General features: G+C 66.7%; 25 protein-coding genes. 10 read left to right on the plus strand and 15 right to left on the minus strand.

What is annotated here, in order from left to right:
• Positions 1–2: 2 nt before the first annotated feature.
• From AB4059_RS06200 to AB4059_RS06215, 4 genes are all read right to left on the minus strand, one after another.
• Positions 3–611, minus strand: coding sequence for a PulJ/GspJ family protein (locus tag AB4059_RS06200; RefSeq protein ID WP_498977540.1), 609 nt, complete (start codon positions 609–611; stop codon positions 3–5).
• Entirely contained in the window at positions 599–1,219 is a 621-nt protein-coding gene (locus tag AB4059_RS06205) for a pilus assembly FimT family protein (protein ID WP_498977542.1), read from the minus strand. Before AB4059_RS06205 ends, AB4059_RS06200 begins: the two co-directional genes overlap by 13 nt.
• A gap of 151 nt (positions 1,220–1,370) precedes the next feature.
• Positions 1,371–1,673 (minus strand): I78 family peptidase inhibitor, encoded by a 303-nt coding sequence (locus AB4059_RS06210; protein WP_498977544.1) that lies wholly within the window; start codon positions 1,671–1,673, stop codon positions 1,371–1,373.
• 66 nt (positions 1,674–1,739) lie between these two features.
• Complete coding sequence (locus AB4059_RS06215; RefSeq protein WP_498977546.1) at positions 1,740–2,381, minus strand: glutathione S-transferase family protein; 642 nt, start codon at positions 2,379–2,381, stop codon at positions 1,740–1,742.
• A 128-nt stretch (positions 2,382–2,509) separates the two neighbouring features.
• Between AB4059_RS06215 and AB4059_RS06220 the strand changes: the two genes are divergently transcribed.
• Positions 2,510–2,866: a hypothetical protein gene (locus AB4059_RS06220; RefSeq protein ID WP_498977548.1), complete on the plus strand. Its 357-nt coding sequence runs from the start codon at positions 2,510–2,512 to the stop codon at positions 2,864–2,866.
• A gap of 10 nt (positions 2,867–2,876) precedes the next feature.
• Here AB4059_RS06220 and AB4059_RS06225 read toward each other — a convergent pair whose 3' ends face one another.
• The 4 genes from AB4059_RS06225 to AB4059_RS06240 form a co-directional block, all read right to left on the minus strand.
• A complete protein-coding gene (locus tag AB4059_RS06225; RefSeq protein ID WP_498977550.1) occupies positions 2,877–3,482 on the minus strand; it encodes a hypothetical protein in 606 nt (201 codons plus the stop codon).
• Positions 3,483–3,548: 66 nt separating this feature from the next.
• Positions 3,549–3,929, minus strand: a complete 381-nt coding sequence (locus AB4059_RS06230; protein ID WP_498977552.1) for a VOC family protein — start codon at positions 3,927–3,929, stop codon at positions 3,549–3,551.
• Positions 3,930–3,959: 30 nt separating this feature from the next.
• Positions 3,960–4,640 (minus strand): 2OG-Fe(II) oxygenase, encoded by a 681-nt coding sequence (locus AB4059_RS06235; RefSeq protein WP_498977554.1) that lies wholly within the window; start codon positions 4,638–4,640, stop codon positions 3,960–3,962.
• Between the two features lie 29 nt (positions 4,641–4,669).
• Positions 4,670–5,149, minus strand: a complete 480-nt coding sequence (locus AB4059_RS06240) for a pyridoxamine 5'-phosphate oxidase family protein (protein ID WP_498977556.1) — start codon at positions 5,147–5,149, stop codon at positions 4,670–4,672.
• A gap of 80 nt (positions 5,150–5,229) precedes the next feature.
• Between AB4059_RS06240 and dbpA the strand changes: the two genes are divergently transcribed.
• Positions 5,230–6,612 (plus strand): ATP-dependent RNA helicase DbpA, encoded by a 1,383-nt coding sequence (gene dbpA, locus AB4059_RS06245; RefSeq protein WP_498977558.1) that lies wholly within the window; start codon positions 5,230–5,232, stop codon positions 6,610–6,612.
• Here the strand turns inward: dbpA and AB4059_RS06250 are convergent.
• The 5 genes from AB4059_RS06250 to AB4059_RS06270 all read right to left on the minus strand — a co-directional run bounded on the left by AB4059_RS06250 (position 6,578) and on the right by AB4059_RS06270 (position 12,317).
• Positions 6,578–8,032: an alpha/beta hydrolase gene (locus AB4059_RS06250; RefSeq protein ID WP_498977560.1), complete on the minus strand. Its 1,455-nt coding sequence runs from the start codon at positions 8,030–8,032 to the stop codon at positions 6,578–6,580. The two genes, dbpA and AB4059_RS06250, sit on opposite strands and share 35 nt — an antisense overlap.
• An 18-nt stretch (positions 8,033–8,050) precedes the next feature.
• Positions 8,051–9,055, minus strand: a complete 1,005-nt coding sequence (locus tag AB4059_RS06255; RefSeq protein ID WP_498977562.1) for a HupE/UreJ family protein — start codon at positions 9,053–9,055, stop codon at positions 8,051–8,053.
• A complete protein-coding gene (locus AB4059_RS06260) occupies positions 9,052–9,930 on the minus strand; it encodes a peptidyl-prolyl cis-trans isomerase (protein ID WP_498977564.1) in 879 nt (292 codons plus the stop codon). The genes AB4059_RS06255 and AB4059_RS06260 overlap by 4 nt, the downstream gene beginning before the upstream one ends.
• Before the next feature lies 1 nt (position 9,931).
• Positions 9,932–11,863, minus strand: a complete 1,932-nt coding sequence (locus AB4059_RS06265; protein ID WP_498977566.1) for a DUF3604 domain-containing protein — start codon at positions 11,861–11,863, stop codon at positions 9,932–9,934.
• Positions 11,864–12,020: 157 nt separating this feature from the next.
• Positions 12,021–12,317, minus strand: a complete 297-nt coding sequence (locus AB4059_RS06270; protein ID WP_498977568.1) for a hypothetical protein — start codon at positions 12,315–12,317, stop codon at positions 12,021–12,023.
• Positions 12,318–12,833: 516 nt separating this feature from the next.
• Here AB4059_RS06270 and AB4059_RS06275 point away from each other — a divergent pair.
• The 8 genes from AB4059_RS06275 to AB4059_RS06310 all read left to right on the plus strand — a co-directional run bounded on the left by AB4059_RS06275 (position 12,834) and on the right by AB4059_RS06310 (position 23,219).
• Positions 12,834–14,420, plus strand: coding sequence for a M20/M25/M40 family metallo-hydrolase (locus tag AB4059_RS06275; protein WP_498977870.1), 1,587 nt, complete (start codon positions 12,834–12,836; stop codon positions 14,418–14,420).
• Between the two features lie 155 nt (positions 14,421–14,575).
• Positions 14,576–15,280: a TorF family putative porin gene (locus tag AB4059_RS06280; protein ID WP_498977570.1), complete on the plus strand. Its 705-nt coding sequence runs from the start codon at positions 14,576–14,578 to the stop codon at positions 15,278–15,280.
• 10 nt (positions 15,281–15,290) lie between these two features.
• On the plus strand, positions 15,291–15,383 hold the full coding sequence (locus AB4059_RS06285) for a potassium-transporting ATPase subunit F (RefSeq protein ID WP_498977572.1): 93 nt from the start codon (positions 15,291–15,293) through the stop codon (positions 15,381–15,383).
• 12 nt (positions 15,384–15,395) lie between these two features.
• Positions 15,396–17,111: a potassium-transporting ATPase subunit KdpA gene (gene kdpA, locus AB4059_RS06290; protein ID WP_498977574.1), complete on the plus strand. Its 1,716-nt coding sequence runs from the start codon at positions 15,396–15,398 to the stop codon at positions 17,109–17,111.
• Positions 17,112–17,120: 9 nt separating this feature from the next.
• The gene (gene kdpB, locus AB4059_RS06295) at positions 17,121–19,193 is read left to right on the plus strand and encodes a potassium-transporting ATPase subunit KdpB (RefSeq protein WP_498977576.1); all 2,073 of its coding nucleotides are present in this window, start codon (positions 17,121–17,123) and stop codon (positions 19,191–19,193) included.
• Positions 19,194–19,204: 11 nt separating this feature from the next.
• On the plus strand, positions 19,205–19,816 hold the full coding sequence (gene kdpC / locus AB4059_RS06300) for a potassium-transporting ATPase subunit KdpC (protein ID WP_498977578.1): 612 nt from the start codon (positions 19,205–19,207) through the stop codon (positions 19,814–19,816).
• Positions 19,813–22,479, plus strand: a complete 2,667-nt coding sequence (locus AB4059_RS06305) for an ATP-binding protein (RefSeq protein WP_498977580.1) — start codon at positions 19,813–19,815, stop codon at positions 22,477–22,479. The genes kdpC and AB4059_RS06305 overlap by 4 nt, the downstream gene beginning before the upstream one ends.
• Before the next feature lie 8 nt (positions 22,480–22,487).
• Positions 22,488–23,219: a response regulator gene (locus AB4059_RS06310; RefSeq protein WP_498977872.1), complete on the plus strand. Its 732-nt coding sequence runs from the start codon at positions 22,488–22,490 to the stop codon at positions 23,217–23,219.
• Positions 23,220–23,247: 28 nt separating this feature from the next.
• Here the strand turns inward: AB4059_RS06310 and AB4059_RS06315 are convergent, their stop codons facing one another.
• Together AB4059_RS06315 and AB4059_RS06320 are read right to left on the minus strand one after the other, a co-directional pair.
• On the minus strand, positions 23,248–24,546 hold the full coding sequence (locus AB4059_RS06315) for a PQQ-dependent sugar dehydrogenase (protein ID WP_498977582.1): 1,299 nt from the start codon (positions 24,544–24,546) through the stop codon (positions 23,248–23,250).
• On the minus strand, positions 24,543–24,974 hold the full coding sequence (locus AB4059_RS06320) for a DUF2231 domain-containing protein (protein WP_498977584.1): 432 nt from the start codon (positions 24,972–24,974) through the stop codon (positions 24,543–24,545). Before AB4059_RS06320 ends, AB4059_RS06315 begins: the two co-directional genes overlap by 4 nt.
• Between the last annotated feature and the right edge of the window lie 54 nt (positions 24,975–25,028).

The raw sequence follows: 25,028 nt of genomic DNA on the forward strand, positions 1-25,028 counted from the left end.
GTTCAAATGCCGCTGCCGACCGAGCGCACGAAGACGGTCTGGCGCATGGTCCGTTCGACGGGCGTGGCCGAGGGATTGGTATCGACGAGGCGACCGGTGATGGTCACGTCGATCTGGCGGACGAAGTCATCGGGCGCGGTGGAAGGAACGCGGTCGAAGCGGATCGCCGTGATTTCGACCTGGTCGGAGCTCAGCTGCGTCGGCGCGTTACCCAACGAGCAATCCGTCAGGGCGGTGCTGTCGCCCCGGATCCAGAGTCGGCCGTTGTTCACCGCAAGCAGGTGCCATGGCCCCTGGATCGCGTCGTCGTAGGCATAGATCGCGCACGCGCTTCCCGGCGTGAGGATGTTGCGGAAGGTATTGGCGCCTTGCGCCAGGCCGATCGGATCTCCCACCGATCGCGCGCGGCGCAGGTCGTTCGCGACCAGGTTGAGCGTCGCGCGCAATTCCTGGTTCAGGCGCGTGGATTGCAGCGTTTCCCGGTTCGACCGGATCACCGCGACCACGAGCGTGGTCACCGCCGCCATCACCACGAGCGAAAGCACGAGCGCCACCATCAGCTCGATGAGCGTGAACCCACCTGCGCGACGACGGGAGATCAGTCTCGACATTGCAACATCCCCGACAACACCGGGCTCGCCTGCGGCGTGCAAGCCCGCGCCTGACCCAGCGCCGGCACTTCGACGCGGACGGTGTACTTCCCGGTCGGGGAAGTCAGGGTCATGGTCTGGTTGCCCAGGGTCCGGGTGCCGCCCGAGTCGGCGACCATGGCGCCCAACGTATTGTCGAACTGGAAGTCAGCGGCAGCCGCGCTGATGGCGACGTCGCGATAATCGGACGACGCCACCACGCGGCGAATGCCCGCGACCATGCACTCGGTGCCGACAGTGCAATCGCAGGTGTTCGCATCGGTGCTGGCCTTCTCGCCCGGCGTCGGCGGGTCTGCCGCGTTCGCGCCCACGCACCAGTTGGTGCCACTGCCGGTGGTCGAAACCAGGACCGGCAAGTCGTTCTTCACCGCCTCCGCCCGCGCCTGACTGATGAGGCTGGCCACGTCGTCGGCGGCCGCGCGCACGCGATTGCGGTCGAAGAAGTCCGACAACGACGGCGCGGCGAGCGCAGCCAGCACCGCGATGATCGCCACGGCGATCATCAACTCCAGCAATGTGAATCCGGGGGATGGCGCGCGCGCCATGTTCGTCGCCTGGGTGGCCTGCACGTTTGCGTGCTCGTGCATTGAAACGCCGCTGGCGCTTCTTCACGGGCACGAAACGGACGGGCGGGCCAGCGAGGCGGACGAACGAAAACGCGGGGCGTATCGCTGCACGCGCCGCCGCGCGATGATGATGCTGCGGCGCGTGCGCCTTCGCTCAGTGGCAATCGAGCGATTGGATGATGTTGTCCTTGTCCGTGTAGATCGTCAGGCGGTCGGGGCGATAGTCCGCGCGCTCGACGTTGTCCGGCCCGATGATCCGCCACAGCCCCAGGCCGCTTTCGCGCACCAGGCGGCGCGCGTTCGCTTCGTTGGCGGGCTGCCCTTTCGCCCAGTCCAGCGTGGAGGTGTCGCACTTCGCGACGCCCTTTCCACTCGGAGCCGTTTTCTCCTTCGCGTCCGTCGTCGCGCATGCGCAGAGCATGCAGGCCACGACGAGTGCAAGACCGAACCGATGCATCGCGCTCTCCTGGTCATCGCCGCAAAGGCGGGGATTCCAGAGTATGCCAACGCAAGGCGGGCGCATTCACGGCAATTCGCCGCCGGAATGCGGATCGATCGAATACGGATGCACCTGCGCGAGGAACCCCGGCTGCGCCATCACGCGCGCCACCCATGCGCGGAAGGCGGGAAACGGCGCGAGCGACAGGTCCGCCTCTTCGGCGCGGCTTGCGTAAGCGAACAACGCGATGTCCGCGATCGTGTAGACATCGCCCGCGATGAAGTCGCGCTGCGCGAATTCGCGATCGAGCAGGGCGAGCGTGCGCAAACCCCCCGCGCGTTTGCCTTCGATAAGCTCCGGCGAACGGCGCGCGCGCTTGCCCGTCATCGTCCAGTGGCGCAGCGAACCGATGACCGCTTCCACGTTCTCCTGTTCGAACGACAGCCACTGATGCACCTTGGCGCGCGCGAACGGATCGCCCGGCAGGTACTGGGTGCCATCGGCGAGGAAGGACAGGATCGCGTTGGATTCAGCGAGCGTGCGGCCATCGTCGAGTTGCAGGACCGGCACCTTGCCGGTCGGGTTGCGCGCAAGGAATTCGGGCGTGCGGCCTTCGCCTTCGAAGATCGACACCTGCACCGTGCGGTGTTCGAACGACAGGTGCCGCAGCAGTTGGCGGACCTTCCAGGCGTTTTGCGAAGGCAGGTAATCGTAGAGCGTCAGCATCGGGGGGCGTCCGTTTGGAAAGCGCCAGTCTGGCGCGTCGCGTCAAGCGCCAATATCCGATTCCTGCGCAGGCCGCTTGCGCGCGGGCTTCGCGTTAGGCTCGACATCCCTCCCCGCAGGATCCCGCCATGGCCCGCTATCTCGCGATATTCACCGGCTCGCCCGAAGCCCGCGCGGCGAGTGGATGGGACGCGTTGCCCGAAGACCAGCGCAAGGTGCGCGAACGCGAAGGCATCGCGGCGTGGAAGGCCTGGATGGAAAAGCACGCCGGTGCCGTGGAGGAAAACGGCGCGCCGCTGGGCAAGACCTTGCGCGTGGACAAGCAAGGCGTGCATCCGATCCGCAATGCGATGTCGGCCTGGGTGGTGGTCCGGGCCGATTCGCAAGAGGCCGCCGCGCGCATGTTCGAAGGGCACCCGCATTTCACGCACTTCCCCGGCGACGGGGTGGAAGTGATGGAGTGCCTGTCGATGCCGGGCGCTTAGCCCGCGGCACTCACGCGTCGGTCAACGCCTGCCTCACGGCGGGCGGAAGCACGAGCAGCGGGATGATCCGGTCGGCGTTGTCGACGAGGAACTGGCAGCTTTCGGCTTCGCCCAGGTGCGCGCCCTTGCCGATGTCGCGCATGTCCTGGTCGATCGCCTGCACCATCTGCGGCTTGATGAGCGGATACGCCTGTTCCGGATCGGTGCCTTCGGCGGCGAGGATCGCGGTGGCGCGCGCGTATTCCTGCGAATGCGCACTTTCGAATGCGGACACGAACGGGCCGATGTCCACGCCGCGCGCGTTGCAATAGTCCTTGCGCGTGCGCGTGTTCGACCAATGGAAGCCCATGTAGAAGCCCGCGGCCATCTTCGCGCGGTTCTTCGCATCCAGCGATGCGAGCGTCTTGTTCGCCAGTTCGGTGGACGTCGCCTTCATCGCATCGGCGAGCGGCATGTCCGGGTGGTCGGCCTTCGCCTTGGCGACCATGCCTTCGTAAGCGGCCTTGGCCTGCACCTGCACGATCGCCGGCGCGATCTGCTTCGACCAACCGCGATGCACGTGATAGCCCACGATCAGGACCGCGACCAGCGCCGCCGCCCACATGACTCGCTTCATGTCCCCTCCCCAGAGGCGCCGTGCCCGGACCGGTGGCCCTGGCTGGGGCGGATCATAGCGTGGCGCTCAATCCCAGGTCGTCGCGTTCTTCGGCCAACCGGGGCGCTGCACGCGGACGATGCAGAACCGCTGGCCCGTCGGCGCCTCCATCACGACCCAGCGTTCGAGCGTGCGCACGACTTTCGCGCCGAGGCGTTCGAGCCGCGCCACTTCGGCCGGGATGTCGTCGGTCTCGATGTCCAGGTGCACGCGGCTCTCGTGCGCGACGCGCTGCAGCTGCACGATGGGTTCGTCCTGCGGCGTCTCCAGCATCACGTAGTCGCCGCGCGTGCCGGGGTGTTCGCGGTCGATGCCGCGCCCGAGCGCAGCCGACCAGAAGCCGGCCGCGGCGTCGATGTCTTCGGTATTGCAGTCGATCAGCAGGGCGCAAAGTCGGGAACGGTGCATGCCGCCATCTTACTGAATCCAGTCGCGCCCTCAATCCAGGTGCGCGGCATTCTTGTCGCGATGCTTGCCGTAGCCGCGATCCATGCGCCCGGTCAACCATTTGACGAAACGCGAGAGCCGCCCGCGCCGCGTCTTGCGCGTTTTCGCCGCGGCATCGACCAGCCACGCGACCTGGATCACATGCCGCTCGCCTTCGAACGGCAAGTGTCCGTGGTAGGAGCAATCGCTGCGCTTGAAGGCGGCCAGCGTGCCGTAGACCGGCGGGATTTCCGGCACCAGCGTCGCTTCGATGTCGTTGGGCTGGGTGAGGAAACGCAGGCATCCCGCGTGCGTTTCGGTCGGCCATTGCGGGTTGAGATACAACAGCGCGCTGGCGACTTTCGACAAACTGTCGGTGTGGATCGACCCGTGGCGCAGGTTGAGCGAGCGGCAGATCGTCACCAGCGGCGGATATTGCGAGAGTCGTTCGATGCCCAGTTGTTTGCCGAGTGCATCGGCGAACGAGGGTGCCGTCAATTCCGACACCAATGCGTTGATGCTCTCGCCGCAATCGTTCGCCGCATGCGGGAAGTAACCGGCGCCGCGGTAGTGCGGGAAATCTTCGTCGAGCGCGGACCGCGCCGCATCGTCGAGCACGTCGTGCGCGACCAACAGCGGGAACGGCGCATTGCGCACGTCGGCGACTGCGAGCTGGTCGGGACGCAACAGCATTCCAATCTCCGACGTCGGGGACGACCGGCTCAGTGCAGGTCGACCTTCGCCACGTGCTCCTTGTAGCTCTGCTTCGGGTCCACGCCAAGCAGCAACTTCACGCCCGCGAACAGGCTCGATGCGTTCTCCCACACTTCGGCGTCGTCGGCGTCGAAGCGCAGCAGCGCCAGCTTCGGATCGTCCTTGCCCTCGTACCACGCGGCGATGAAGGGATTCCAGAGACGATCGATCACTTCCCGATCCATGTGCAGCGCGATCGAACCGCGCAGGCTCGCGAACAGGTCATGGCCCTTGGAAGCGAAACTGCCCACGGCGCGGCCGCCCCCATCGCCGAGTTGTTTCACCAGCGCGCTGTCGCGCGAGGTGAAGAACCAGATCGGCCCGCGTTCTTCCTCGTACACGGCGGTCAGGGGACGCGCATGGTCTTCACCCTGCAGGCCGACGAAGATCGTCCGGTCGGACTTCAGCGCCTTCCACATTTTTCCTTCGAGTTCATGGGGCGTGGACATGCAGGGCTCCGCGTTGGGGACCAGCCGGTTGTATTGAAACCGCGGTGAACGCCGGGCGATGGCGGCCGGTATCATGGCGCATGAACGACGCCGTCGAATTCTCCGATCTCCCGCTGGATCCCGCGCTGATGCAAGGCCTGGATGCGCTCGGCCACGTGCGCATGACACCGGTCCAGGCGCGCAGCCTTCCGGCCTTGCTGCAAGGCCACGACCTGATCGCCCAGGCGCCCACCGGCAGCGGCAAGACCGCGGCCTTCGGCCTGGCGCTGTTGCAGCGCATCGAACTGGCGCAGATCCGCGCGCAGGCCATCGTCCTGTGCCCGACGCGCGAACTGGCCGACCAGGTGGCCAAGCACATCCGCAAGCTCGCCACCGGCTTGCCGAACCTGAAACTGCTGACGTTGACCGGCGGCGTCGCACTCGGGCCGCAACTGGCGTCGCTGGGCCATGCGCCGCACGTCGTCGTCGGCACGCCCGGACGCGTGCAGGAATTGCTGCGCAAGAAGGCGCTCGACCTGCGCGGCATCCGCACGCTCGTGCTCGATGAAGCCGATCGCCTGCTCGACATGGGCTTCGAGGAGCCCATTCGCGAAATCATCAAGGCCACGCCGAAGGACCGGCAGTCCCTGTTGTTCTCCGCGACCTTCCCCGACGCCGTGCGCGCCATCGCGCGCGCCACGATGCGCGAGCCGGTCGAAGTCACGGTCGAAGGCGCCGCCGATGCCGCGCCCATCGAACAACGCTTCTACGAGGTCGACCCCGAGCGCAAGCCCGCCGCCCTCGCCGGCTTGCTGATGGACCATGGCGGCAACAACGCGGTCGTGTTCTGCAACATGCGGCGCGATACCGAAGAAGTCGTGGCGTCGCTCACCCATCTGGGTTTCTCCGCGCTCGCCCTGCACGGCGACATGGAACAGCGCGACCGCGAAGAAGTGCTGGTGCGCTTCGCCAATCGCAGTTGCACCGTGCTGGTCGCCAGCGACGTCGCCGCGCGCGGGCTGGACATCGAAGACCTGGGCGCGGTGGTCAATTACGACGTGCCCAACGATCCGGACACCTACCTGCATCGCATCGGACGCACCGGACGCGCGGGTCGCGACGGCCTGGCGCTGACCCTGTGCACCTCGCGCGAACTGCCGCGGCTGAAGGCGATCGAGGATGCGTTGAATTTGCGCGCCGCGTTGCAGCGTCCGCCGATGGCGGCGTTGAAGGCGAACGTCGGCCAACGCGCGCCGATGGCGACGCTGCGCATCGACGCCGGCCGCACCGACAAGCTGCGCCCGGGCGACATCGTGGGCGCGCTCACCGGGGAAGGCGGATTGAAGGGCGACACGATCGGCAAGATCGACGTGTTCGCCACACGCAGCTACGTCGCGGTGCCCGCAGCGCAGGCGAACAATGCGCTCACGCGATTGACGCAAGGCAAGATCAAGGCGAAGCGGTTCCGCGTTCGGAAGTTGTGATGGTTTCCGTGATGCGCCGGGCCATCTCGTCGTAGAACGGATTCCACGTCAGGCGGTCGATGCTGTCCTGCGAAATCGCCAGCGTGTTGCGCTCACCGCGCACGGCGACGGCGCCCAATTGCAGCACCGGAAGTCCCGACGGGCGATTGCCGTAAAGCGGATCGTCCGCGGGGAACGGCAGCGCGACGTGCGAGAGCGAGTACACGTCGCCCGGGTAGCGCATGTCGAGTGTGTGCGATTCGACCTGCGCGGCGCCCGCGCGGCGGGTGCGCGCGATCGCGGTCGCATCGGTGTCCGACGTCGCGCCGACGAGCGTCAGCGTATAGCGTCGCTGGACCTTGAAGGCATCGCGCATCCACGCGGCGGCGGTCGGCCGCAGGATCGGATCGATCACGCGCCCGCGGTGCACGTCGAACAACACCAGTTCGCTGCCGTTCGCAGGCAGCCTGTCGAACAACCGCACCATCACCGCCTGCGCCGTGACGGTGTCGTCGACGACCGATTGGAAGGCGAGGATCGGCGGCACCTGCCCCATGGCCTGCCGTTCGACGACGGCATCCATCGCGTCCTGCAGGTCGCGCGTCACCAGGTAGGACTCGCGCGCCGCGCGCACGGGGAAGGAGTTGTACTTGAAGGGGTTGTATTCGGGCAGGACGTCGAGCCAGGCGGACTTCGCGTATCGGCCGAAATACGCGGGCAGGCCGGCGAGGCCCGCGTAACGCGCGAAGGCGTTGACCTCGATCATCGGCGAGAGCAGCACGATGCGTTGGACATCGCTGCGCTGACCCTCGCCGATGCGGCGCATGACGTGGAGCAGCGCGAGCGCGCCGCCATTGGAATAACCGACCAGATGCATCGGCAGTCGATGGCCGGCACGGCGCGTGGCTTCGGCCATGGCCATGTCGACCGTCGCTTCCCATTGCTTGCGACCTTCGCGCGTGAGCCCGGCAGGCACGGTGCCGTGGCCCGGAAGACGAGGCACGATCGCGATCCAGCCCCGGTCGCGATACAGCGAGGCCAGGCTGCGCATGCTGTACGGACCGTCCGACAAGCCATGCAGCAGGACGACGACGCCGCGCGCAGGTGCCGCAGGTTCGAGGACGAAGGAGCGATTCCAGTCGTGCCCGAAGGACGCGGGCGAGGACAGGCTGCCGTCGTTGTAGCGATTGATCGGCGTGCGGTCGGCGGGTGTCATCGCCTTATGCAGGTCGCGATGCAATCGGTCGAACAGTCGCGATTCGGCCGCGACGTAATCGGCCCAGGTGCCATGTACGATCGCATCGGCCTCCAACTCGACCGGTACGAGCGTGTGCCACGGCCGCAAGTGCGGGCCTTGCGTCGAGTGCCAGGCGCGGAACCCGAGCAACGCAAGCAGGAGCAGCAGACCGACGATCGCGACCCGGCGTACGAATGCGCGCATCGGCGCGTTCCCTTGGAATCAAGCCCAGATCGACACTGTACGCTGGATCGTCCAGAACGCCGCGGCGCCGCCGATCGCATAGGCTGGCGCGTAATGACTCCAGGCCGGCAGGCGCGCGATCCAGCGTCGCGTGGCCGCAACCACGGCCAGCACCGCGCAGACGAAGGACAACTGGCCGATTTCCACGCCGACGTTGAAGGTCAGCAGTGCCACGGGAATCGCCTTCTGCGGCAAACCGACATCGGCGAGCGCGCCGGCGAATCCGAAACCATGCAACAACCCGAACGAGAACGCGACGACCCACGGCGCGCGCGCCGTGAGCCCGGGTTTTCCCTGCATCCCGCGAATCACTTCGGCGGCGACGAACACGATGCTCAGCGCGATCGTCGCTTCGACAGGCGCGCCGGGTACGTGCACCCAGCCCAGCGTCGCGGCGACGAGCGTGAGGCTGTGCGCCGCGGTGAAGGCGGTCACTGTCGCGATGATCCGCCTGCCGCCGCGCACCACCAGCAACAGCGCGAGCACGAACAGCAGATGGTCGATGCCACCGAGGATGTGTTCGACACCGAGCACCAGGTAGGACCAGGCCACCTGCCCCGTCGTCGCGGGCGCCTGCACGACGAAGGCGGTGCGTTCCGGCGGGAGGCGTTCGACCTGGCTCGCGCCGTCGGCCCATTCCACGCGCGCGATGATGTCCGTCGCGCCCGTCGCGCGGCCTTCGAAGGCGATCGCCTGCCCCACCAGGCCGCCCGGCCGATGCACGCGCCATTGTTCGACGATCGCGTCGCCCGTGAATGCGCTGCGCGGCGTTGCATCGACGATCGTGCCGTCGGGAAAGCGGACGTGCATGGCCATCGGCGTGCTGCGATCCAGCGCCGGCAACTTCCACAACACGTCGTAATGCTCGGCGTCGACCTGCCGGAGCTCGAAGTACGCCGGGCGGAAGGTGTCTGCGTGCGCGATGCCGAACCAGGTGCAGAGGAATAGGAACAGGACGATGCCCGGGATCGGCCACCGCTTCATGGGGCACCATCGGCCGCGAGACGTTTGACGTTCTCGGCGATCGATTGCGCGAGGTCGGCGTCGATGTCGACAGTGTAATGCTTGCGCAGTGCCGCGAGGTAGGCGCGGTCGGCGCGCTGCGTTCGTTCGCGCAACCAGTCGCGCTCCACGTCGTCGCGCACTTCTGCCAATGCCGGCACGCGCGCCGGCGTGCGCGCCTGCACGCGGACCAGGTGCACGCCGTAACCCGAAGCGATCGGTCCGCTCCATTCACCCAGCGGCGCGCGGCCGAGCGCATGGACGAAGGCGCTGCCGAACAAGGCTGCAAAATCTTCTTCGGCCATCGCATCGACCGCCGACGGCAACAGCGTGGCGTCGCCGGGCGATGCGTCGTCATCGCGCGACAACAACGCACGCGCCGCCTGCACGTCGTCGTTCAAGCGCGCACCGTGGCGGCGCGGATCGAAATACACCTGCTGCAAGGTGTAACGCGGCGCAATGCGATAAGCCGCCGGATGCGTGCGCAACCAGGCCTGCAATTCGGCGTCCTGCGGCACCGCGGCCGCCATGCCTTCGTTGAGCGACGCCATGCGTTGCGCGACGCGGCGACGCACGACTTCGTCTTCGCGGTCCAGCCCGGCGGACAGGCCTTCGCGATACAACATCTCGTCTTCGACCCAGGCCTGGATCGATTGCCGCAGTTCCTCCTCCGTCGGCGGCCGTTGCCAGGTGCGTTCGAAGCGCACGGCCAGGGCATCGGCTTGCGCCTGGTCGACGACGATCGCCGAAGGATCGGTCGCCGCGTGCCCGTTCACGAGTGCGTTGACGCCGAACAGCAACGCACCGATTGCGAGGAAGTGCAGCAAGGGTTCCCGAAGCAGGCGCGCGATGTCCAACTCAGCGCGCTCCCGCGATGGGCGTGTACCAGATCGGCGACGTGAAGCCGCGCTCCTGCAAGGTCATCTGCACCGAGGCCGGCATCTTCGAGTGGAAGCGGACGACGTCGTAGGCGGTCCAGCGCGGCGTGGGGATCTCCAGCACGCGCACGTAATAGACGGCGCGCACGCGCGGGTCGAAATCCGGATCGGTCCATGCGGTCACCAACGCCGGTGCGCCGATGGTGTTCTTGTACGTCGCGGTCTTGAGGTCGACGGTGCTGCCCACGTCGGGCAGGTTCCCCGCAGCGTCGGGCTTGCGGTCGCCCGACCATTTCACGTCGTACACCTTTTCGTAGGTTTGTCCGTCGACGCCCACCCAGCCCTTGATCACCGACACGCGATCGAGGTTCGCGCCGTCGGGGTCCTTCATCGCCGCGATGAGGAAAGTCGGCGCCTTCGCGCGTTGCGGCGAAGCCGACAGGTCGCTGCCCATCGGCACGCCCCTGGCGTAACCGTTGGCGACGAGGTCCTTGAGGTCGGCGTCGCTGAAGTTGAAGCCGCCGAAGAAACGCAGCGTCATGCGCGACCCGGTGGTCGCGAAGGTTTCGCGGCGTTGCATCGCATCCCACAGGGCTTCGCGCGTATTCGCGGTGGCCCAGACGCCCATGTAACCCGCCGACACCATGTCCGAACCATGTTTCGCAGCCGGCCCGGCACCAAGTACCGTCGGTTCCCAGCGCGTGGCCGAAGGTTCGACACCACGGAACTTGCCCCAGAAATTGTCTTCCTCGGCGGTGGGCATGCCGGTGTGCGTGTCGGTCGCCGCGTTCGCGCCGAGCTTGAAGGGATTGACGCCGAGCTGGCGTTCCAGGCGAAGGCCCGACTTCAAGGCCTCGCGCCAATATTCTGTGCGCAACATGCCGGCCTGCTTGGGCAAGCCGACCAGGTTGCCCGCATCCCACAGATCCCAATTGGCGTATGCGTCCTTTGGCGAAAGGCTGGGATGGCTTTCACTCTGGCCCTTGATCTGCACCAGTTCGAACAAGCGCTCCCAACGTGCGCGCGTGGCGGCGTATTCGGGCGTCAGCGGGCGACCATCGAAACGCTGCTCTTCGAACATGCGCCCATTGGACAGATTGCCGTTGTGCGGAATCGCGAGCACCTTGCCGCCGGTCTTGCGTTCGTAAGCTTCCATCCACGCCCACAGCGTTTCCGGATCCTGGCTTTCGAACGTGGTCAGCGGCAGCATCTGCTTCGCTTTGTCCGCACCGTCGCGATAGATGATGTTGCGATGCAGGTTGTTGCCGCCATTGGCGTTGACCGTCCACTCGTAACCGATGAACGCGGTGAACTTGCCGGGCGCGTTGTAACGATCGGCGATGGCGATGGTCTTCTCCCACGCCGAGCCCATCCACTTCGGATCTTCCATCACCTTCGGCGTTTGCCCGTTCGCCTGGTGGCGGATCAGGTCCATCGCCGCTTCGTGCGTGCGATGCTCGTCGCCACTACGCAACGCATCCGACCAACCGCGAACCACCGGGTCGGCCATCATCTGCGGATTGCGCGCGATGACTTCACTGATCGTGCCCATGCCATCGGAGTGATCGGTGATCGCCATCCAGTCCAGCGGGCGCTTGAGCTTCGCGGGGCGCCCGGTGTTCGACGTGATCTCATCCCCGCGCGCCAGGCGGAAGGCGTCTTCGGGCGTGGTGATCACCCCTTCGGTGCCCGCATCGACGGACCAACCGGTGTGCACGTGCGTATCGCCGAAGTAAGCCCGCGTGGGATACGCGGTCTCGGCGACCGACTTCGGCGTCGGCGCGGGAGCGGCATCCGTGGGAACGTCCGCGGGCGTCGGCGAGCATGCGGCCAGCGCCAACATCAGGGGCAAGAAACTGATCAGCGCTCGCACGGGATGGAATACCTTCGGGGCGCGCAGGGAATCCGACATGATGTTGCTCTTCGAACGGTGTTTGCCATCTAACGCCGTGTTTTGAAGAAAAGCGAACGAGGTATTTCTCGCGTGAGACGCTTCGGATTCACAGCGAGGACCGATGCCCCTTGCAACCTGCTGCGAGGTTCCTCACGAACCCGCGACATGCGCCGTTTTAAAGAAAGCAAACTCGAAAACCGGAGGGCACGGTCATGCCACGCGGAGACAAGTCTTCGTACTCACCCAAGCAGCGGCGCCAGGCGGCGCACATCGAGGAAACGGAAAAGAAGGAAGGCCGCTCGACCGCGGCGGCCGAGCGCATCGCATGGGCGACCGTCAACAAACAGGACGGCGGCGCGAAGGGCACCAAGGCCACGAAGAAAGCGGTGAAGACAGCGGCGAAGAAATCCCCGGCGAAAAAGGCCGCGAAGAAAACAACCACACGCAAGGCGACAAAAAAGAGCGCAAGCAAGGCCGCGTAACTTCACCTCGCTGCGCATCCGCTTCCCCCTCAAATCGCCGCGAAGGCGCCGATGCCCGAGAGAGGACATCGCGCTTGCGAGGACCAGCACCCACGCGAGTCGTGATGTCCTCGACGGGCGAGGCGCCGGCCCGTCTGGAGTGCTGGCTGTACGCGCGCCGGCCTAAATTCGCGACGCCCCCACTCCCCACAGTGCTGTCGCGCAACCTGACGCCTGATGCGCGGTGGTCGTCGCGTTGGAGGGCCTCATTGCGGAGCGTGAGCTCTTGCGGAGCAATGAGGCCCTCCAATGCGGCGGCGCGCCGCGCAACTCTGGTGGAGTCGAAACAACCCAACCGACGCCCCATCTGCGCCCCCAGCTTCCAGCACCCGCCCGAATGCCCCGGTGAGAACCGCGCTTTACGTGACAGTGACCCCGCCCACCATGACTGATGGGCCAGCGGCCGCAGCGCCCCCCGATGGCAGACTCGACGCTTTGCCGGGTTCAGGGGAAAAGCAATGAAACGAATGCTGCTGGCGGCGATGGCCGCCCTGCTGGTCGGCGGAGTGCACGCCGAAGAAAAAATCGACCTGACCGTGACCGGTCGCATCCGCCAGGAAGCCTTCACCCATTCGCAGGTCCTGCCGCTACTCACCCACCTGACCGAACAAATCGGCCCCCGCCTCACCAACTCCCCCGCGATGGCCCAGGCCAACGCCTGGACCCGCTCGAAATTCAATGAATGGGGCCTGGCCAACGTCCACGACGAAGCCATGACCGACGCCTTCGGCCGCGGCTGGGAATTCCGTTCGGCCAGCGTCGAAATGCTCAGCCCGCGCGCCTTCCCGCTGCACGCACTGCCGAAAGCGTGGACACCCGGCACCAACGGCCCGGTCGAAGGCGAGGCCTTCGCCGCCAAGCTCGAATCGAAGACCGACCTGGAGAAATTCAAGGGCAAGCTCAAGGGCAAGATTGTCTTCATCGCCGATGCACGCGCCTACAAGCCCGGCGAAAAAGCCGAGTGGACGCGCGAGACCGACGAAACACTCGGCGCGATGAAGTCGCTGGAAGTCCCGGCCGACCAGACCCCCGAGTCGCGCGAAGAAGCGCGCGAACGCCGCCGCAAGCGCATCGAGTTCACCCCGATGCTCAACCAGTTCCTCGTCGATGAAGGCGCGATCGCCGCGGTCAGCCCGAGCGGTTGGGACAACGGCATCCTCGTGGTGACCGGCGGCGGTTCCCGCAAGGCGGGCGAATCGATCGGCGTGCCCTCGCTGGCGATGTCCCTGGAGAACTACAACACCGTCATGCGCGCGCTCGGCCGCAACGAAACCGTGCGCCTGCGCGTGAACGTGGATGCGAACTTCACCAGCGACGCCGATCAACCCGCGTACAACACCATCGCCGAAATCCCCGGCACCGGCCCGCACCGCAACGAAGTGGTGATGATCGGCGCGCACATGGATTCCTGGCACGCGGGCACGGGCGCGGCCGACAACGGCGCCGGCGTGGCGGTGATGATGGAAGCCATGCGCATCCTCAAGGCCGTCGGCGCCAAGCCCGATCGCACGATCCGCGTCGCACTGTGGACCGGCGAAGAACAAGGCCTGCTGGGTTCGGCCGATTACGTGTCCCGCCACTTCGGCAAATACCCCGATCCGACCGACCCGCAGGAGAAGGCGATGCCGCTCTCGCTGCGCAAGGTCAAGGGCAAGCTGCAGCCCACGCGCGATTACGGCAACCTCGCCGCGTATTTCAACCTCGACAACGGCGGCGGCAAGATCCGTGGCGTGTACGCGCAGGAAAACATGGCGGTGGCGCCGATCTTCGAAGCGTGGCTCAAACCTTTCAACGACGTCGGCGCGACCATCGTCACCCAGCGCACCACCGGCAGCACCGACCACATTTCCTTCGACAACATCGGCCTGCCCGGTTTCCAGTTCGTGCAGGACGACCTGGATTACTTCACGAACGTCCACCACACCGACCTGGACGTGCTCGACCACATCGCGCCGGAGGATCTGAAGCAGGCCTCCGCGATCGTGGCCGCGTTCGCCTACAACGCGGCGATGCGCGCGGAGAAGTTGCCGCGCAAGGCCTTGACCGAAAACTGAGGCGCGGGGTCTTCGCGCACTCAGGCGCCCGGTGAATACCGGGCGCTTTATGCAGAATTTACGGCGCCTCGTGCGTAGCGAATAGAAGTTTTACGGTCCGCCTTCCGAGAATGCGTGCATGGCCAATGGGGCCAGCCGACCGCATCCCGAAGGCAATGAACCACACCCAGCCCGCCCGCGCCGCGTTCTGCATCGCCGCGCTGATGGCGCTCGCAACGACCGCGCACGCAGCCGATTTCACCGGCAACGCCACGCTCACCAGCGATTACGTCTGGCGCGGCAGCACGCAGACGCAGGGCGATCCGGCCGTGCAGGCCGGCTTCAAGGTCGCCGGCGCATCGGGCCTGTATGCATCGGCCTGGGGGTCGAGCGTCGAGTTCGCTCCGGAAACGCATGCGAGCAGCGAGCTCGACTTCACCCTGGGATGGAGCAAATCGCTGTCGGAGGTCTGGGCGCTCGACGTCAACGTCCTGCGCTATCAGTACCCCGCCACCACGGTCGACCTCAACTGGACCGAACTCAATTCCACGCTCACGTGGAAGAACAACTACTGGGCTTCGCTCGGCTGGTCCAACGAGGCGCTCGGGTACGACGCAAGCGGCACCTACGCTCTGGTCGGCGCCAGGTTCCCGATCAACGACAAGTTCCGCCTGGAAGGCGCGCTGGCGCATTACTTCCTGGACAAAGACGTCGTCGCCGAGAACGGCTACACGCACGGCTCTGCGAGCGCGGTGTGGGCATTCCACGCGCCATTCGAACTGCGCCTCACCGCGCACGGCACCGATTCGAACGCGAAGCGCATCTTCGGCGACGACTTCGCCGGCGCGCGCTTCGAAGCGGCCCTGCAAGCCAACTTCTGAGGAGAACGACATGCCCGACTGGCTGATGATCGTGTGCGGCGTGACGGCGATCGTCGCGAGCGCCTATCTGCTCTACGTGATCCTGCGCCCCGAGCGCTTCTGACGAGACACGACGATGATCGAAGCACTGCTTGTCTTCGCGCTCGCGATCGGCCTCGGCTCGCCGATCGGGCGCTACCTCGCCGCGGTGATGCGCGGCGGACCCATGAAGGTCGACGGCGTGTTCGGCTGGATCGAACGCCCGATTTACCGTTTGCTCGGTACCGATCCGGCGAAAGGCATGTCCTGGCGCGGTTACGCTAAAGCCTTCCTGCTAAGCAACCTGTTCGTCGGACTGTTGGTGTGGGCGCAGTTCATGGCGCAGGCCTGGCTGCCGCTGAACCCCGACGCGATTGGGAACATGCGCTGGGACACCGCGCTGCACACGATGGTCTCGTTCCTGACGAACACCAACCAGCAGCATTATTCCGGCCAGGCGCAACTGTCCTATCTCTCGCAGATGGTCGGCATCGTCGGCCTGCAGATCGTCACGCCGATGATGGGTCTTGCACTGGTGGTTGCGACGCTGCGTGCGCTGATGGGTGGCCGCCAGGCGATGGCGCCGGGTGTCGCACCGGCGAGCACCGCGGGCAGCGAAGCCGACGTCGGGAATTATTGGGCGGACGTCGTGCGCGCCACGGTGCGCGTGATGCTGCCGCTGTGCCTGGCGTGGAGCCTGTTGCTCGCATCGCAAGGCGTGCCGGCGACCTTGCAATCGGGTCCGACGGCGACGCCGGTCGACGTGTCGGTCGAAATGAAACAGCAGAAGATCCCGCTCGGGCCGGTCGCGCCGATGGTCGCTGCAAAACAACTCGGCACCAACGGCGGCGGTTGGTATGGGCCCAACAGCACGATGCCGCTCGAGAACCCGACGCCGTTCTCCAACGTGCTGCAGATGCTCGCCATCCTCCTGCTGCCGGTGTCGGTCGCCTTCATGGTCGGCCCCTTCATCGGGCGCAGGAAGTTCACGGCGTTGGTGTTCGGCAGCATGCTCGCGATGTCGCTGGTCTCCACGGGCGCCGGCATGTGGCTCGAAGGGCACGGTTCGGCGGCGCTCGACCCGGCCGTGATGGAAGGCAAGGAAGTCCGGTTCGGCGCCGATGCCTCCGCGTTGTGGGCGATGGTCACGACGCAGACCAGCAACGGCTCGGTCAACGCGATGCACGATTCGCTCGCGCCCCTGACGGGCCTGGGCACGTTGTCGAACATGTTGATCAACGCGATCTGGGGCGGCATCGGTTGTGGCCTGCAGCAATTCCTCGTGTACCTGTTGCTCGCGGTGTTCCTGGCCGGATTGATGACGGGGCGCACGCCTGAATTGTTCGGTCGCAAGATCGAGGCAAGCGAAGTGCGCCTGCTCTCCCTGCTGATCCTGTTGCAGCCCGCCGTCGTGCTCGGATTCACCGCACTCACGCTGGCCTTGCCGGCGTTCACCGGCAATTCCAACCCGGGCTTCCACGGCATCAGCCAGGTCTTCTACGAGTACACCTCGGCGTTCGCCAACAACGGCTCGGGGTTCGAAGGCCTGGGCGATGGAACGTATTGGTGGAACCTGACGTGCACGCTCGTGCTCGCGCTCGGGCGCTATCCCGCGCTCATCGTGCCGCTGGCCGTGGCCGCAAGCATGGCGCGCAAGCGACATGCGCCGGAAAGCGCCGGCAGCCTCCACGTCGAAACACCGACGTTCTCGATCACGCTCATCGCGGTGGTCGCGATCATCACCCTGTTGCAGTTCATGCCTGCGCTGGTGCTGGGGCCGGTGGCCGAGCACCTGAGCCTTGCGGCGCACTGAGGACTTCCCATGATCCAGACCGATTACCAGATCAAGACCCAGCGCACGCACCCGGCGCTGATCGACGCCGCCGGCGTGCGCAGCGCCATCCGCGATTCGTTCCGCAAGCTCGCGCCGTGGCACTTGGTGCGCAGCCCGGTGATGTTGATCGTCGCCGTGGGCACGGTGCTCGCCGCGCTGATCACGATGGCCGGTGCGGCGCCGGGCGGTTTCGGTTGGTCGGTGACGGTCATCCTGTTCGTCACGGTGTTGTTCGCCAATTTCGCCGAAGCCGTCGCCGAAGCGCGGGGCCGCGGCCAGGCGGCGTCGTTGCGACGGGCGCGCAAGGATCTCGTCGCGCGTCGCCTCGTCGACGGCAAGGCCTACGCTGCCAGCGTGCGCGGCGCCGAAACCAGCGTGCCTGCGGCGGAACTCGCGCCCGGCGATCTCGTCGTCGTCTCCGCGGGCGAGTTGATTCCCGCCGATGGCGAGATCGTGCACGGTGTCGCGACGATCAACGAATCCGCCGTCACCGGCGAGTCGGCACCGGTCCTGCGCGAGGCCGGCACCGATCGCAGCGGCGTGATCGGCGGCACCAAGGTGTTGTCCGACGAAATCATCGTGCGCATCACGGCCGAGCCGGGCCATGGCTTCCTCGACCGCATGATCGCGCTGGTCGAAGGCGCCAATCGGCAGAAGACGCCGAACGAAATCGCGCTGACAATGTTGCTGGCGGCGATGACGCTTTCGTTCGTGATCGTCTGCGCGACGTTGCCGGCGATCGGCGCCTTCGTCGGCGTCCGGATCGATCCGCTGCTGTTGATCGCGCTGCTCGTCTGCCTGATCCCCACCACGATCGGCGGCCTGCTGCCGGCGATCGGCATCGCGGGCATGAACCGCGCGCTGTCGGCGAACGTGTTGGCGAAGTCGGGCAAGGCCGTGGAAGTGGCGGGCGACGTGGATGTGTTGCTGCTCGACAAGACCGGCACGATCACCCACGGCGATCGGCAGGCCACGGCGTTCCACCCGCTCGCTTCGATCAACGCCGACCAACTGCGCGACGCCGCCCTGCTCTCCTCGCTCGCCGATCCGACGCCCGAAGGCAAATCGATCGTCAAACTGGCGCGCCAGCAAGGCGCGGTGATGGTCGACCCGGATGATGCGCACTTCATCGCGTTCACGGCGCAGACGCGCATGTCCGGCGTCGACCTGGAAGGCGGCGCGCGCGCGATCCGCAAGGGCGCCGGCGATGCGATCGAACAGCACGTGCTCGCGCTGGGCGGCATCGTGCCGCCCGAACTGCGCGCGCGCGTCGACCAGGTCGCACGCCAGGGCGCGACGCCGCTGGTCGTCAGCGAAGGCAAATACGTCCTCGGTGTCGTCGAGTTGTCCGACGTGGTGAAGCACGGGGTCAAGGAACGCTTCGCCCGCTTGCGCGAGATGGGCGTGCGCACCGTCATGATCACCGGCGACAACCCGTTGACCGCCGCAGCGATCGCCGCCGAAGCCGGCGTCGACGACTTCATCGCGCAAGCGCGGCCGGAAGACAAACTCGAACGCATCCGCGCCGAGCAGGCCGGCGGTCGCCTCGTCGCCATGGTCGGTGACGGCACCAACGATGCACCCGCGCTTGCGCAGGCCGATGTCGGCCTTGCGATGAACTCCGGCACGCAGGCGGCGAAGGAAGCCGGCAACATGGTCGACCTGGACAGCGACCCGGCCAAGCTCGTCGCCGTCGTGGAAGTCGGCAAACAACAGCTGATCACACGCGGCGCGCTGACGACCTTCTCTCTCGCCAACGATGTCTCCAAGTACTTTGCGATCCTGCCCGCCCTGTTCGCGGCCGCGATCCCGTCGATGGCCGCGCTCAACGTGATGGGACTGTCGAGCCCGCGCAACGCGGTGGTCTCGGCGCTGGTGTTCAACGCGCTGGTGATTCCCGCGTTGATCCCGCTGGCCTTGCGCGGCGTGCGCTTCAAGCCGGCCAACGCCACCGCGTTGTTGCGCCGGAACATGTTGGTTTACGGCGTGGGCGGCGTGTTGCTGCCGTTCGTCGCCATCAAAGTGATCGACGTGGCGCTCGCTGCCACCATCGGCGCCTGAGGAGGCCTGAAGTGAAGCATTCGAACCTTCCGCTGCGCGACGCGACGCTCCAGGACCATGCCGGCCTGCGCGCGCCCTTGCTGTTTTCGCTGGTGATCCTCGTCGGCTTCGGCCTGTCGTATTCGCTGGCGGGCACAGGCCTGGGCCAGATCTTTCCGTCGGCGACCGACGGAAGCGCGATCGCCCGCGATGGCCGCCTCGTCGGATCGGCGTTGCTTGCACAGCCCTTCGCCGATGCGCGGTATTTCCAGCCGCGTCCCTCGGCGGCGAACTACGACCCGATGGCCGCGGCCGGCAGCAACCAGGCGCGGGGCAATCCGGACCTGCGCAAGCGCATCGAACAAACGCGCGCCGCCGTTTCCGCGCGCGATGGCATCGCGCCTTCGGACGTGCCCGACGAGATGCTCACCCAATCGGGCAGCGGGCTGGATCCGGACATCACGCCGGCGGGCGCGGCCATGCAGGTCGCACGCGTAGCACGGGCGCGCGGCCTGGCGCCCGACCGCGTCCGCGACCTGGTCGCGGCGCACACCCTTTCGCCGCAGTTCGGCCTGCTCGGACAGCCACGCGTTAATGTGCTGCAACTGAACCTGGCCCTCGACGCGCTGCAGCCGACACGATGACCGACGACCGCAGCGCCACCCTTCGACAGGCCCAGGCCAACGCGCTGCTGGGCGAACTGCGACGCGAAGGCAGCGGGCGGCTCACGATCTTCCTCGGCGCCGCGCCGGGCGTGGGCAAGACCTACGCGATGCTCGCGCGCGCGCAGGCGTTGTTGAAACAGGGCGTCGATGTTTGCGTGGGGATCGCCGAAACGCACGGTCGCGTCGAAACGCAGGCGTTGCTCGAAGGCCTGCCGATCGTGCCGCGCAAGCGTATCGACTACCAGGGACGAATGCTCGAGGAACTCGACCTCGAAGCATTGCTCGCACGCAAGCCCGCGGTGGCGCTGGTCGACGAACTGGCGCACCGCAACGTCCCGGGCAGCCGGCACGAGCGGCGATGGCAGGACGTGATCGACCTACTCGACGCCGGGATCGACGTTTACACCACGATCAACATCCAGCACCTTGAAAGCCTGAACGACGTCGTGCACCGGATCACCGGCGTGCGCGTGAGCGAAACCGTGCCGGACCTGGTGTTCGACCGGCTGCGCGACATCCTGCTGGTCGACCTGCCGCCGCGCGAACTGATCGAACGCTTGCAGCAAGGCAAGGTGTACGTGCCCGAGCAGGCGACGCATGCGCTGCAGGCGTTCTTTTCGCCCTCCAATCTCACCGCACTGCGCGAGCTGGCGATGCAGACGGCCGCCGACCGCGTGGACAGCGACCTGCGCGAGGCGCAGGCGGCGCGCGGGTTGCCTGGCGTGCCGCTGCGTCGTCGCGTGCTCGTCGCGATCGATGGGCTCGGGCAATCGGAATATCTCGTGCGCATCGCGCGTCGGCTAGCCGAACGACGCGACGCGCCGTGGACAGTCGTCACCGTACAGTCCGGCGGCCCGATGCCGTCGCAGCAGCAGATGGAGATCGACCGCGCGTTCGCGCTCGCGCGACGCCTCGGCGGCGACACCGAGTTGTTGCACGGCGGGAACATCGTCGACGCCATCCTCGACCAGGCCACGCGCGTCGGCGCTTCCACCATCGTGCTGGGCCGAACGCGCGAGCGGCCGGTCGCGCGCATGTTCAACCGCACGCTGACGCAGCAACTGCTGCAACGCGGCGCGCACTTCGAGTTGACCATCGTCAGCACGCCCGAGGCACGCGCGCGTTCGCGGCGTTCGCTCCGGCAATCGGGCCCGTGGCTGAGCCGGCGCGATGTCGTGTTGGCGCTGTTGTCGGCCGTGTTCGCGACGGCTGCCGGCGCAATCGCCGAGCGTTGGGTCGGCCTGGACGATCTGTCGTTGGTGTTCATCGTCGCGGTGGTGCTGGTGGCGACGCGGACCCGCATGGCGGCGGCGGTCCTGGCTGCCACGCTGTGCTTTCTTTCGTACACGTTCTTCTTCATCGAGCCGCGCTTCACGTTCTATATCGGCGCGCGGCAAGGCGTCGCGACCGTCATCCTGTTCCTCATCGCCGCGCTGGTCGCCGGTCGCCTGGCCTCGCGCCTGCGCATGCAGGTGATCGCGTTGCGCGCGGCGAACGCGCACACCACTGCGCTGCAGACGCTGAGCCGGCAACTCGCCGCCGCGGCCGACGTGGGACAGGTCGTCAACGCCGGGCGCGTCGCACTGAAACAGGCCACCGGCGCCGAGGCGCTGGTCCAGCCGGATGATGCGCCGCTGTCCGCCGATGGCGCGCATGCCTTGTCGGAGAAGGACATCGCCGCGGCGGATTGGGCCCTCGGACACGGGCAACCCGCCGGGCATTTCACTGACACACTCGGGAATGCGGACTGGTGGTTCATGCCGCTGATGGTCGAGCGCTCGGCCAAGGGAATGATCGGATTGCGTTTTCCGGCGAGCGCACCGCGCCTGCCGCCCGAACAACGACGCCTGATCGAAGCGATGGCCGACGACATCGCGCAGGCGATCGTGCGGACGCGCCTGGTCTCCGACCTTGCCGACGCGCGCGTCACCACCGAGACCGAACAGTTGCGCTCGGCGTTGTTGTCGTCGGTATCCCACGACTTGCGCTCGCCGCTGGCGTCGATCATCGGCGCTGCCGAAACACTCGATACCTACGGGCGCACGATGGGCGAAGACGATCGCCGCAGCCTGCTGGAAACGGTGCGGCTGGAAGGCGAGCGGCTGGACCGCTACATCCAGAACCTGCTCGACATGACGCGCCTGGGGCACCGCGGCCTCACCCTCAATCGCGATTGGATCGGCGTGGACGAGCTGATCGGTTCGGCCACCTCCCGCCTCCAGCGCTACCAGCCCGACATCCGCTTCGACCTGCATATCGCCGAGCACCTGGCCCCCCTCTGGGTGCATCCGGCGCTGGTCGAACAGGCGATCTTCAACGTGATCGAGAACGCCGCGAAGTTCTCGCCGGCGGGCGCGCCGGTGACGGTGGAAGCGATGGACGTTGACGGCCAGCTGCGCGTCGACGTGCGCGATCACGGGCCCGGCATTCCCGAAGAAGAACGGCAACGCATCTTCGACATGTTCTACAGCGTCGAGCGGGGCGATCGCGGGCGCCAGGGCACCGGATTGGGCCTGGCGATCACGCAGGGCATGATCGGCGCGCACGGCGGGAGCGTCGAAGCGCTCCCCGGCCATGATGGTCGCGGCACCACCATCCGGATTACGCTGCCGCGCATGCAACCCCCGACGACTAGTCGATGAGCAGTCCCATCCCGTCCGATGGCGGCGCGACGGTTCCGGCCCGTGTCCTGGTCGTCGACGACGAACCGCAGATCCGCAAATTCCTCGACATCAGCCTGCGTGCGGAAGGCTATCGCGTGGAAGCGGTCGGCACCGGAGCCGAAGGCCTGGAAGTGTTGGCCACGCGCGGCGCGGACCTGGTCATCCTCGACCTGGGGCTGCCCGACCGCGATGGGCAGGAGGTATTGAGCGAGTTGCGCCAATGGTCGCAGGTGCCGGTGATCCTGCTCACCGTGCGTGCGGATGAGGCGCAGAAGGTGATGGCGCTGGATGCAGGCGCGAACGATTACGTGACCAAGCCCTTCGGCGTGCAGGAATTGATGGCGCGCGTGCGTTCCTTGCTTCGGTGGCGCGCGATGCCCGCCGACACCCCGCCGCTTTTCGACGACGGCACGCTGCGCGTGGACCTCGCACGACGCGAGGTCCTGCTCGATGGCCAGGCGGTCCCGTTGGCGCGCAAGGAATACGCGCTGCTGGCCTTGCTGGTGCAGCACGCCGGCCGCGTCGTCACCCAGCCGCAGATGTTGCGCGAGCTGTGGGGCCAGCACCACGAACACGACACGCACTATCTCCGCGTCCTCGCGGGCAAGGTGCGCCAGAAGTTGGGAGACGATCCCCTCGCCCCGCGATGGATCGCAACCGAACCCGGCGTGGGCCTGCGCTTCATCGGAGACACGAGCGGTACGAAGACGACGAAGTAACTTCGGGCACGTGAAGTCCGGCGCGCGATCAGCGCGCCGGCACCACGCGCCAGATCGTGTTCGACAGATCGTCGGCGACGATCAATGCGCCGCGCGGATCCACGCTCACGCCCACCGGCCGGCCACGCGTCATGCCGTCGCTGCCGCGGAATCCGGTGACGAAGTCGATCGGCGCGCCGGAGGGGCGCCCGTCGCGGAACGGCACGAAGACCACCTTGTATCCGACCGGCGCGTTGCGGTTCCAACTGCCGTGCTCGCCGACGAACACACCGTCGCCGAACTGCGCACCCATCGAGGGCTTCGAAAACGCGACGCCGAGTGCGGCGACGTGCGATCCGAGGCCGTAATCCGGAACGATGGCCGACGCGACTTTCTTCGGATCCGGCGGTTGCACGCGCGGGTCGACGTTATGCCCCCAGTAACTGTAAGGCCAACCGTAGAAGCCGCCTTCGCGCACCGAGGTCAGGTAATCGGGCACGAGGTTGGGGCCGAGTTCGTCGCGTTCGTTCACGACGGTCCACAAGCGCCCGGTGTCCGGCTGGATCGCCAGCGCGGTGGGATTGCGCAAGCCGGTCGCGTAGGGACGATGCGCGCCCGTCGTTGCATCCACTTCCCAGATGCGCGCGCGGTCGGCTTCCAGCGACATGCCGCGCTCGGTGATGTTGCTGTTCGACCCGATGCCCACGTAAAGCAAGCGACCATCGGCGCTCGCCGCGAGAGATTTGGTCCAGTGATGGTTGACCGCCGACGGCAAGTCGGTGAGCTTGACCGGCGGCGCGCTCGCGCGCGTTTGCCCGTCGTGGTAATCGAAGCGGACCAGCGAATCCTGGTTGGCGACGTACAACTTCGAACCGACGAGCGCGAGCCCGTAAGGCGCATTGAGATCGCCGGCGAAGATCGTCTTCAGTTCGTACTTGCCGTCGCCGTCGGCATCGCGCAGCAGCGTGAGGCGATTGCCGCCTTTCACATGCGTGGTGCCCTTGGCCTTGATGTAGCCGGCGATGATGTCCTTGGGGCGCAACTTGGGTTCGCCCGCGCCACCGCGCCCTTCGGCCACGAGGATGTCGCCGTTGGGGAGGATCAGGGTCTGGCGCGGAATCGCCAGATCGGTGGCGATGGCCGTGATCGTGTAGCCCGCGGGGACCGTCGGGCGCGCGTCTCCCCACTGCGTGGGGTTGGCGATCTTCATGTCCGGAAGCAGCCCGCTCTGTTGCTCGGGAAGCTTCGGATTCGGGCCGAATTGCGCGACATCGGGATCCTTGCCGCCGCCACACGCAGTCAACACGGCGGCAGAGAGCACGGCGAGCGAAAACACGACGCGGCTCATGGGCGGATGCTCCGGTGGAAACGCGAGAACGCCAGCCAGGTCGCGATGAGCGCGAGCGCCAGGACGATGATCGACAACACGAACCCCATCGGCATGACCGCCCAGGCATCCCGGGCATGCACGAAGGCGTCGATCAATCCGATCACCCACGTCGCCACCAGCGCGAGGAGCGCGATCGAATGCAGGCCGCGACGGCCCGCGGCGCGCGCGAAGTCCAGCAAGGCGCAAACGATCGCCAGCGCACCGAAGACCAGGCCGCCGGCGAGCAGCCACGAGGAAAAGTTGCTCCACTGCATTTCGTACGTTTTTGTGTACGCGTAATCGCTCAGCACGGCGCCCAGGAACGGCGAGACCATCGCGGCGAGGAAAAACGCGTGCAACGGGTGGAGCGGCAAGGGGCGTACGGGATCGACCGACGTGGAGGCCATGGGAGTGTCCTTTCGATCCCGCTACCTTCCGACCCGCACCGTGTATGAGGCGTG

Origin of the sequence: Lysobacter sp. 2RAF19, assembly GCF_052115395.1 — a bacterium.
Taxonomy (GTDB): Bacteria; Pseudomonadota; Gammaproteobacteria; order Xanthomonadales; family Xanthomonadaceae; genus Noviluteimonas.

Coding starts and splice junctions, on each gene's coding strand:
- AB4059_RS06255 (WP_498977562.1), bottom strand. CDS start 9,055: ATGAAGCGGTGGCCGATCCCGGGCATCGTCCTGTTCCTATTCCTCTGC.
- AB4059_RS06220 (WP_498977548.1), top strand. CDS start 2,510: ATGGCCCGCTATCTCGCGATATTCACCGGCTCGCCCGAAGCCCGCGCG.
- AB4059_RS06315 (WP_498977582.1), bottom strand. CDS start 24,546: ATGAGCCGCGTCGTGTTTTCGCTCGCCGTGCTCTCTGCCGCCGTGTTG.
- AB4059_RS06320 (WP_498977584.1), bottom strand. CDS start 24,974: ATGGCCTCCACGTCGGTCGATCCCGTACGCCCCTTGCCGCTCCACCCG.
- kdpA (WP_498977574.1), top strand. CDS start 15,396: ATGATCGAAGCACTGCTTGTCTTCGCGCTCGCGATCGGCCTCGGCTCG.
- kdpB (WP_498977576.1), top strand. CDS start 17,121: ATGATCCAGACCGATTACCAGATCAAGACCCAGCGCACGCACCCGGCG.
- AB4059_RS06275 (WP_498977870.1), top strand. CDS start 12,834: ATGCTGCTGGCGGCGATGGCCGCCCTGCTGGTCGGCGGAGTGCACGCC.
- AB4059_RS06285 (WP_498977572.1), top strand. CDS start 15,291: ATGCCCGACTGGCTGATGATCGTGTGCGGCGTGACGGCGATCGTCGCG.
- dbpA (WP_498977558.1), top strand. CDS start 5,230: ATGAACGACGCCGTCGAATTCTCCGATCTCCCGCTGGATCCCGCGCTG.
- AB4059_RS06250 (WP_498977560.1), bottom strand. CDS start 8,032: ATGCGCGCATTCGTACGCCGGGTCGCGATCGTCGGTCTGCTGCTCCTG.
- AB4059_RS06200 (WP_498977540.1), bottom strand. CDS start 611: ATGTCGAGACTGATCTCCCGTCGTCGCGCAGGTGGGTTCACGCTCATC.
- AB4059_RS06280 (WP_498977570.1), top strand. CDS start 14,576: ATGAACCACACCCAGCCCGCCCGCGCCGCGTTCTGCATCGCCGCGCTG.
- AB4059_RS06215 (WP_498977546.1), bottom strand. CDS start 2,381: ATGCTGACGCTCTACGATTACCTGCCTTCGCAAAACGCCTGGAAGGTC.
- AB4059_RS06235 (WP_498977554.1), bottom strand. CDS start 4,640: ATGCTGTTGCGTCCCGACCAGCTCGCAGTCGCCGACGTGCGCAATGCG.
- AB4059_RS06225 (WP_498977550.1), bottom strand. CDS start 3,482: ATGAAGCGAGTCATGTGGGCGGCGGCGCTGGTCGCGGTCCTGATCGTG.
- AB4059_RS06240 (WP_498977556.1), bottom strand. CDS start 5,149: ATGTCCACGCCCCATGAACTCGAAGGAAAAATGTGGAAGGCGCTGAAG.
- AB4059_RS06265 (WP_498977566.1), bottom strand. CDS start 11,863: ATGTCGGATTCCCTGCGCGCCCCGAAGGTATTCCATCCCGTGCGAGCG.
- AB4059_RS06230 (WP_498977552.1), bottom strand. CDS start 3,929: ATGCACCGTTCCCGACTTTGCGCCCTGCTGATCGACTGCAATACCGAA.
- AB4059_RS06305 (WP_498977580.1), top strand. CDS start 19,813: ATGACCGACGACCGCAGCGCCACCCTTCGACAGGCCCAGGCCAACGCG.
- AB4059_RS06210 (WP_498977544.1), bottom strand. CDS start 1,673: ATGCATCGGTTCGGTCTTGCACTCGTCGTGGCCTGCATGCTCTGCGCA.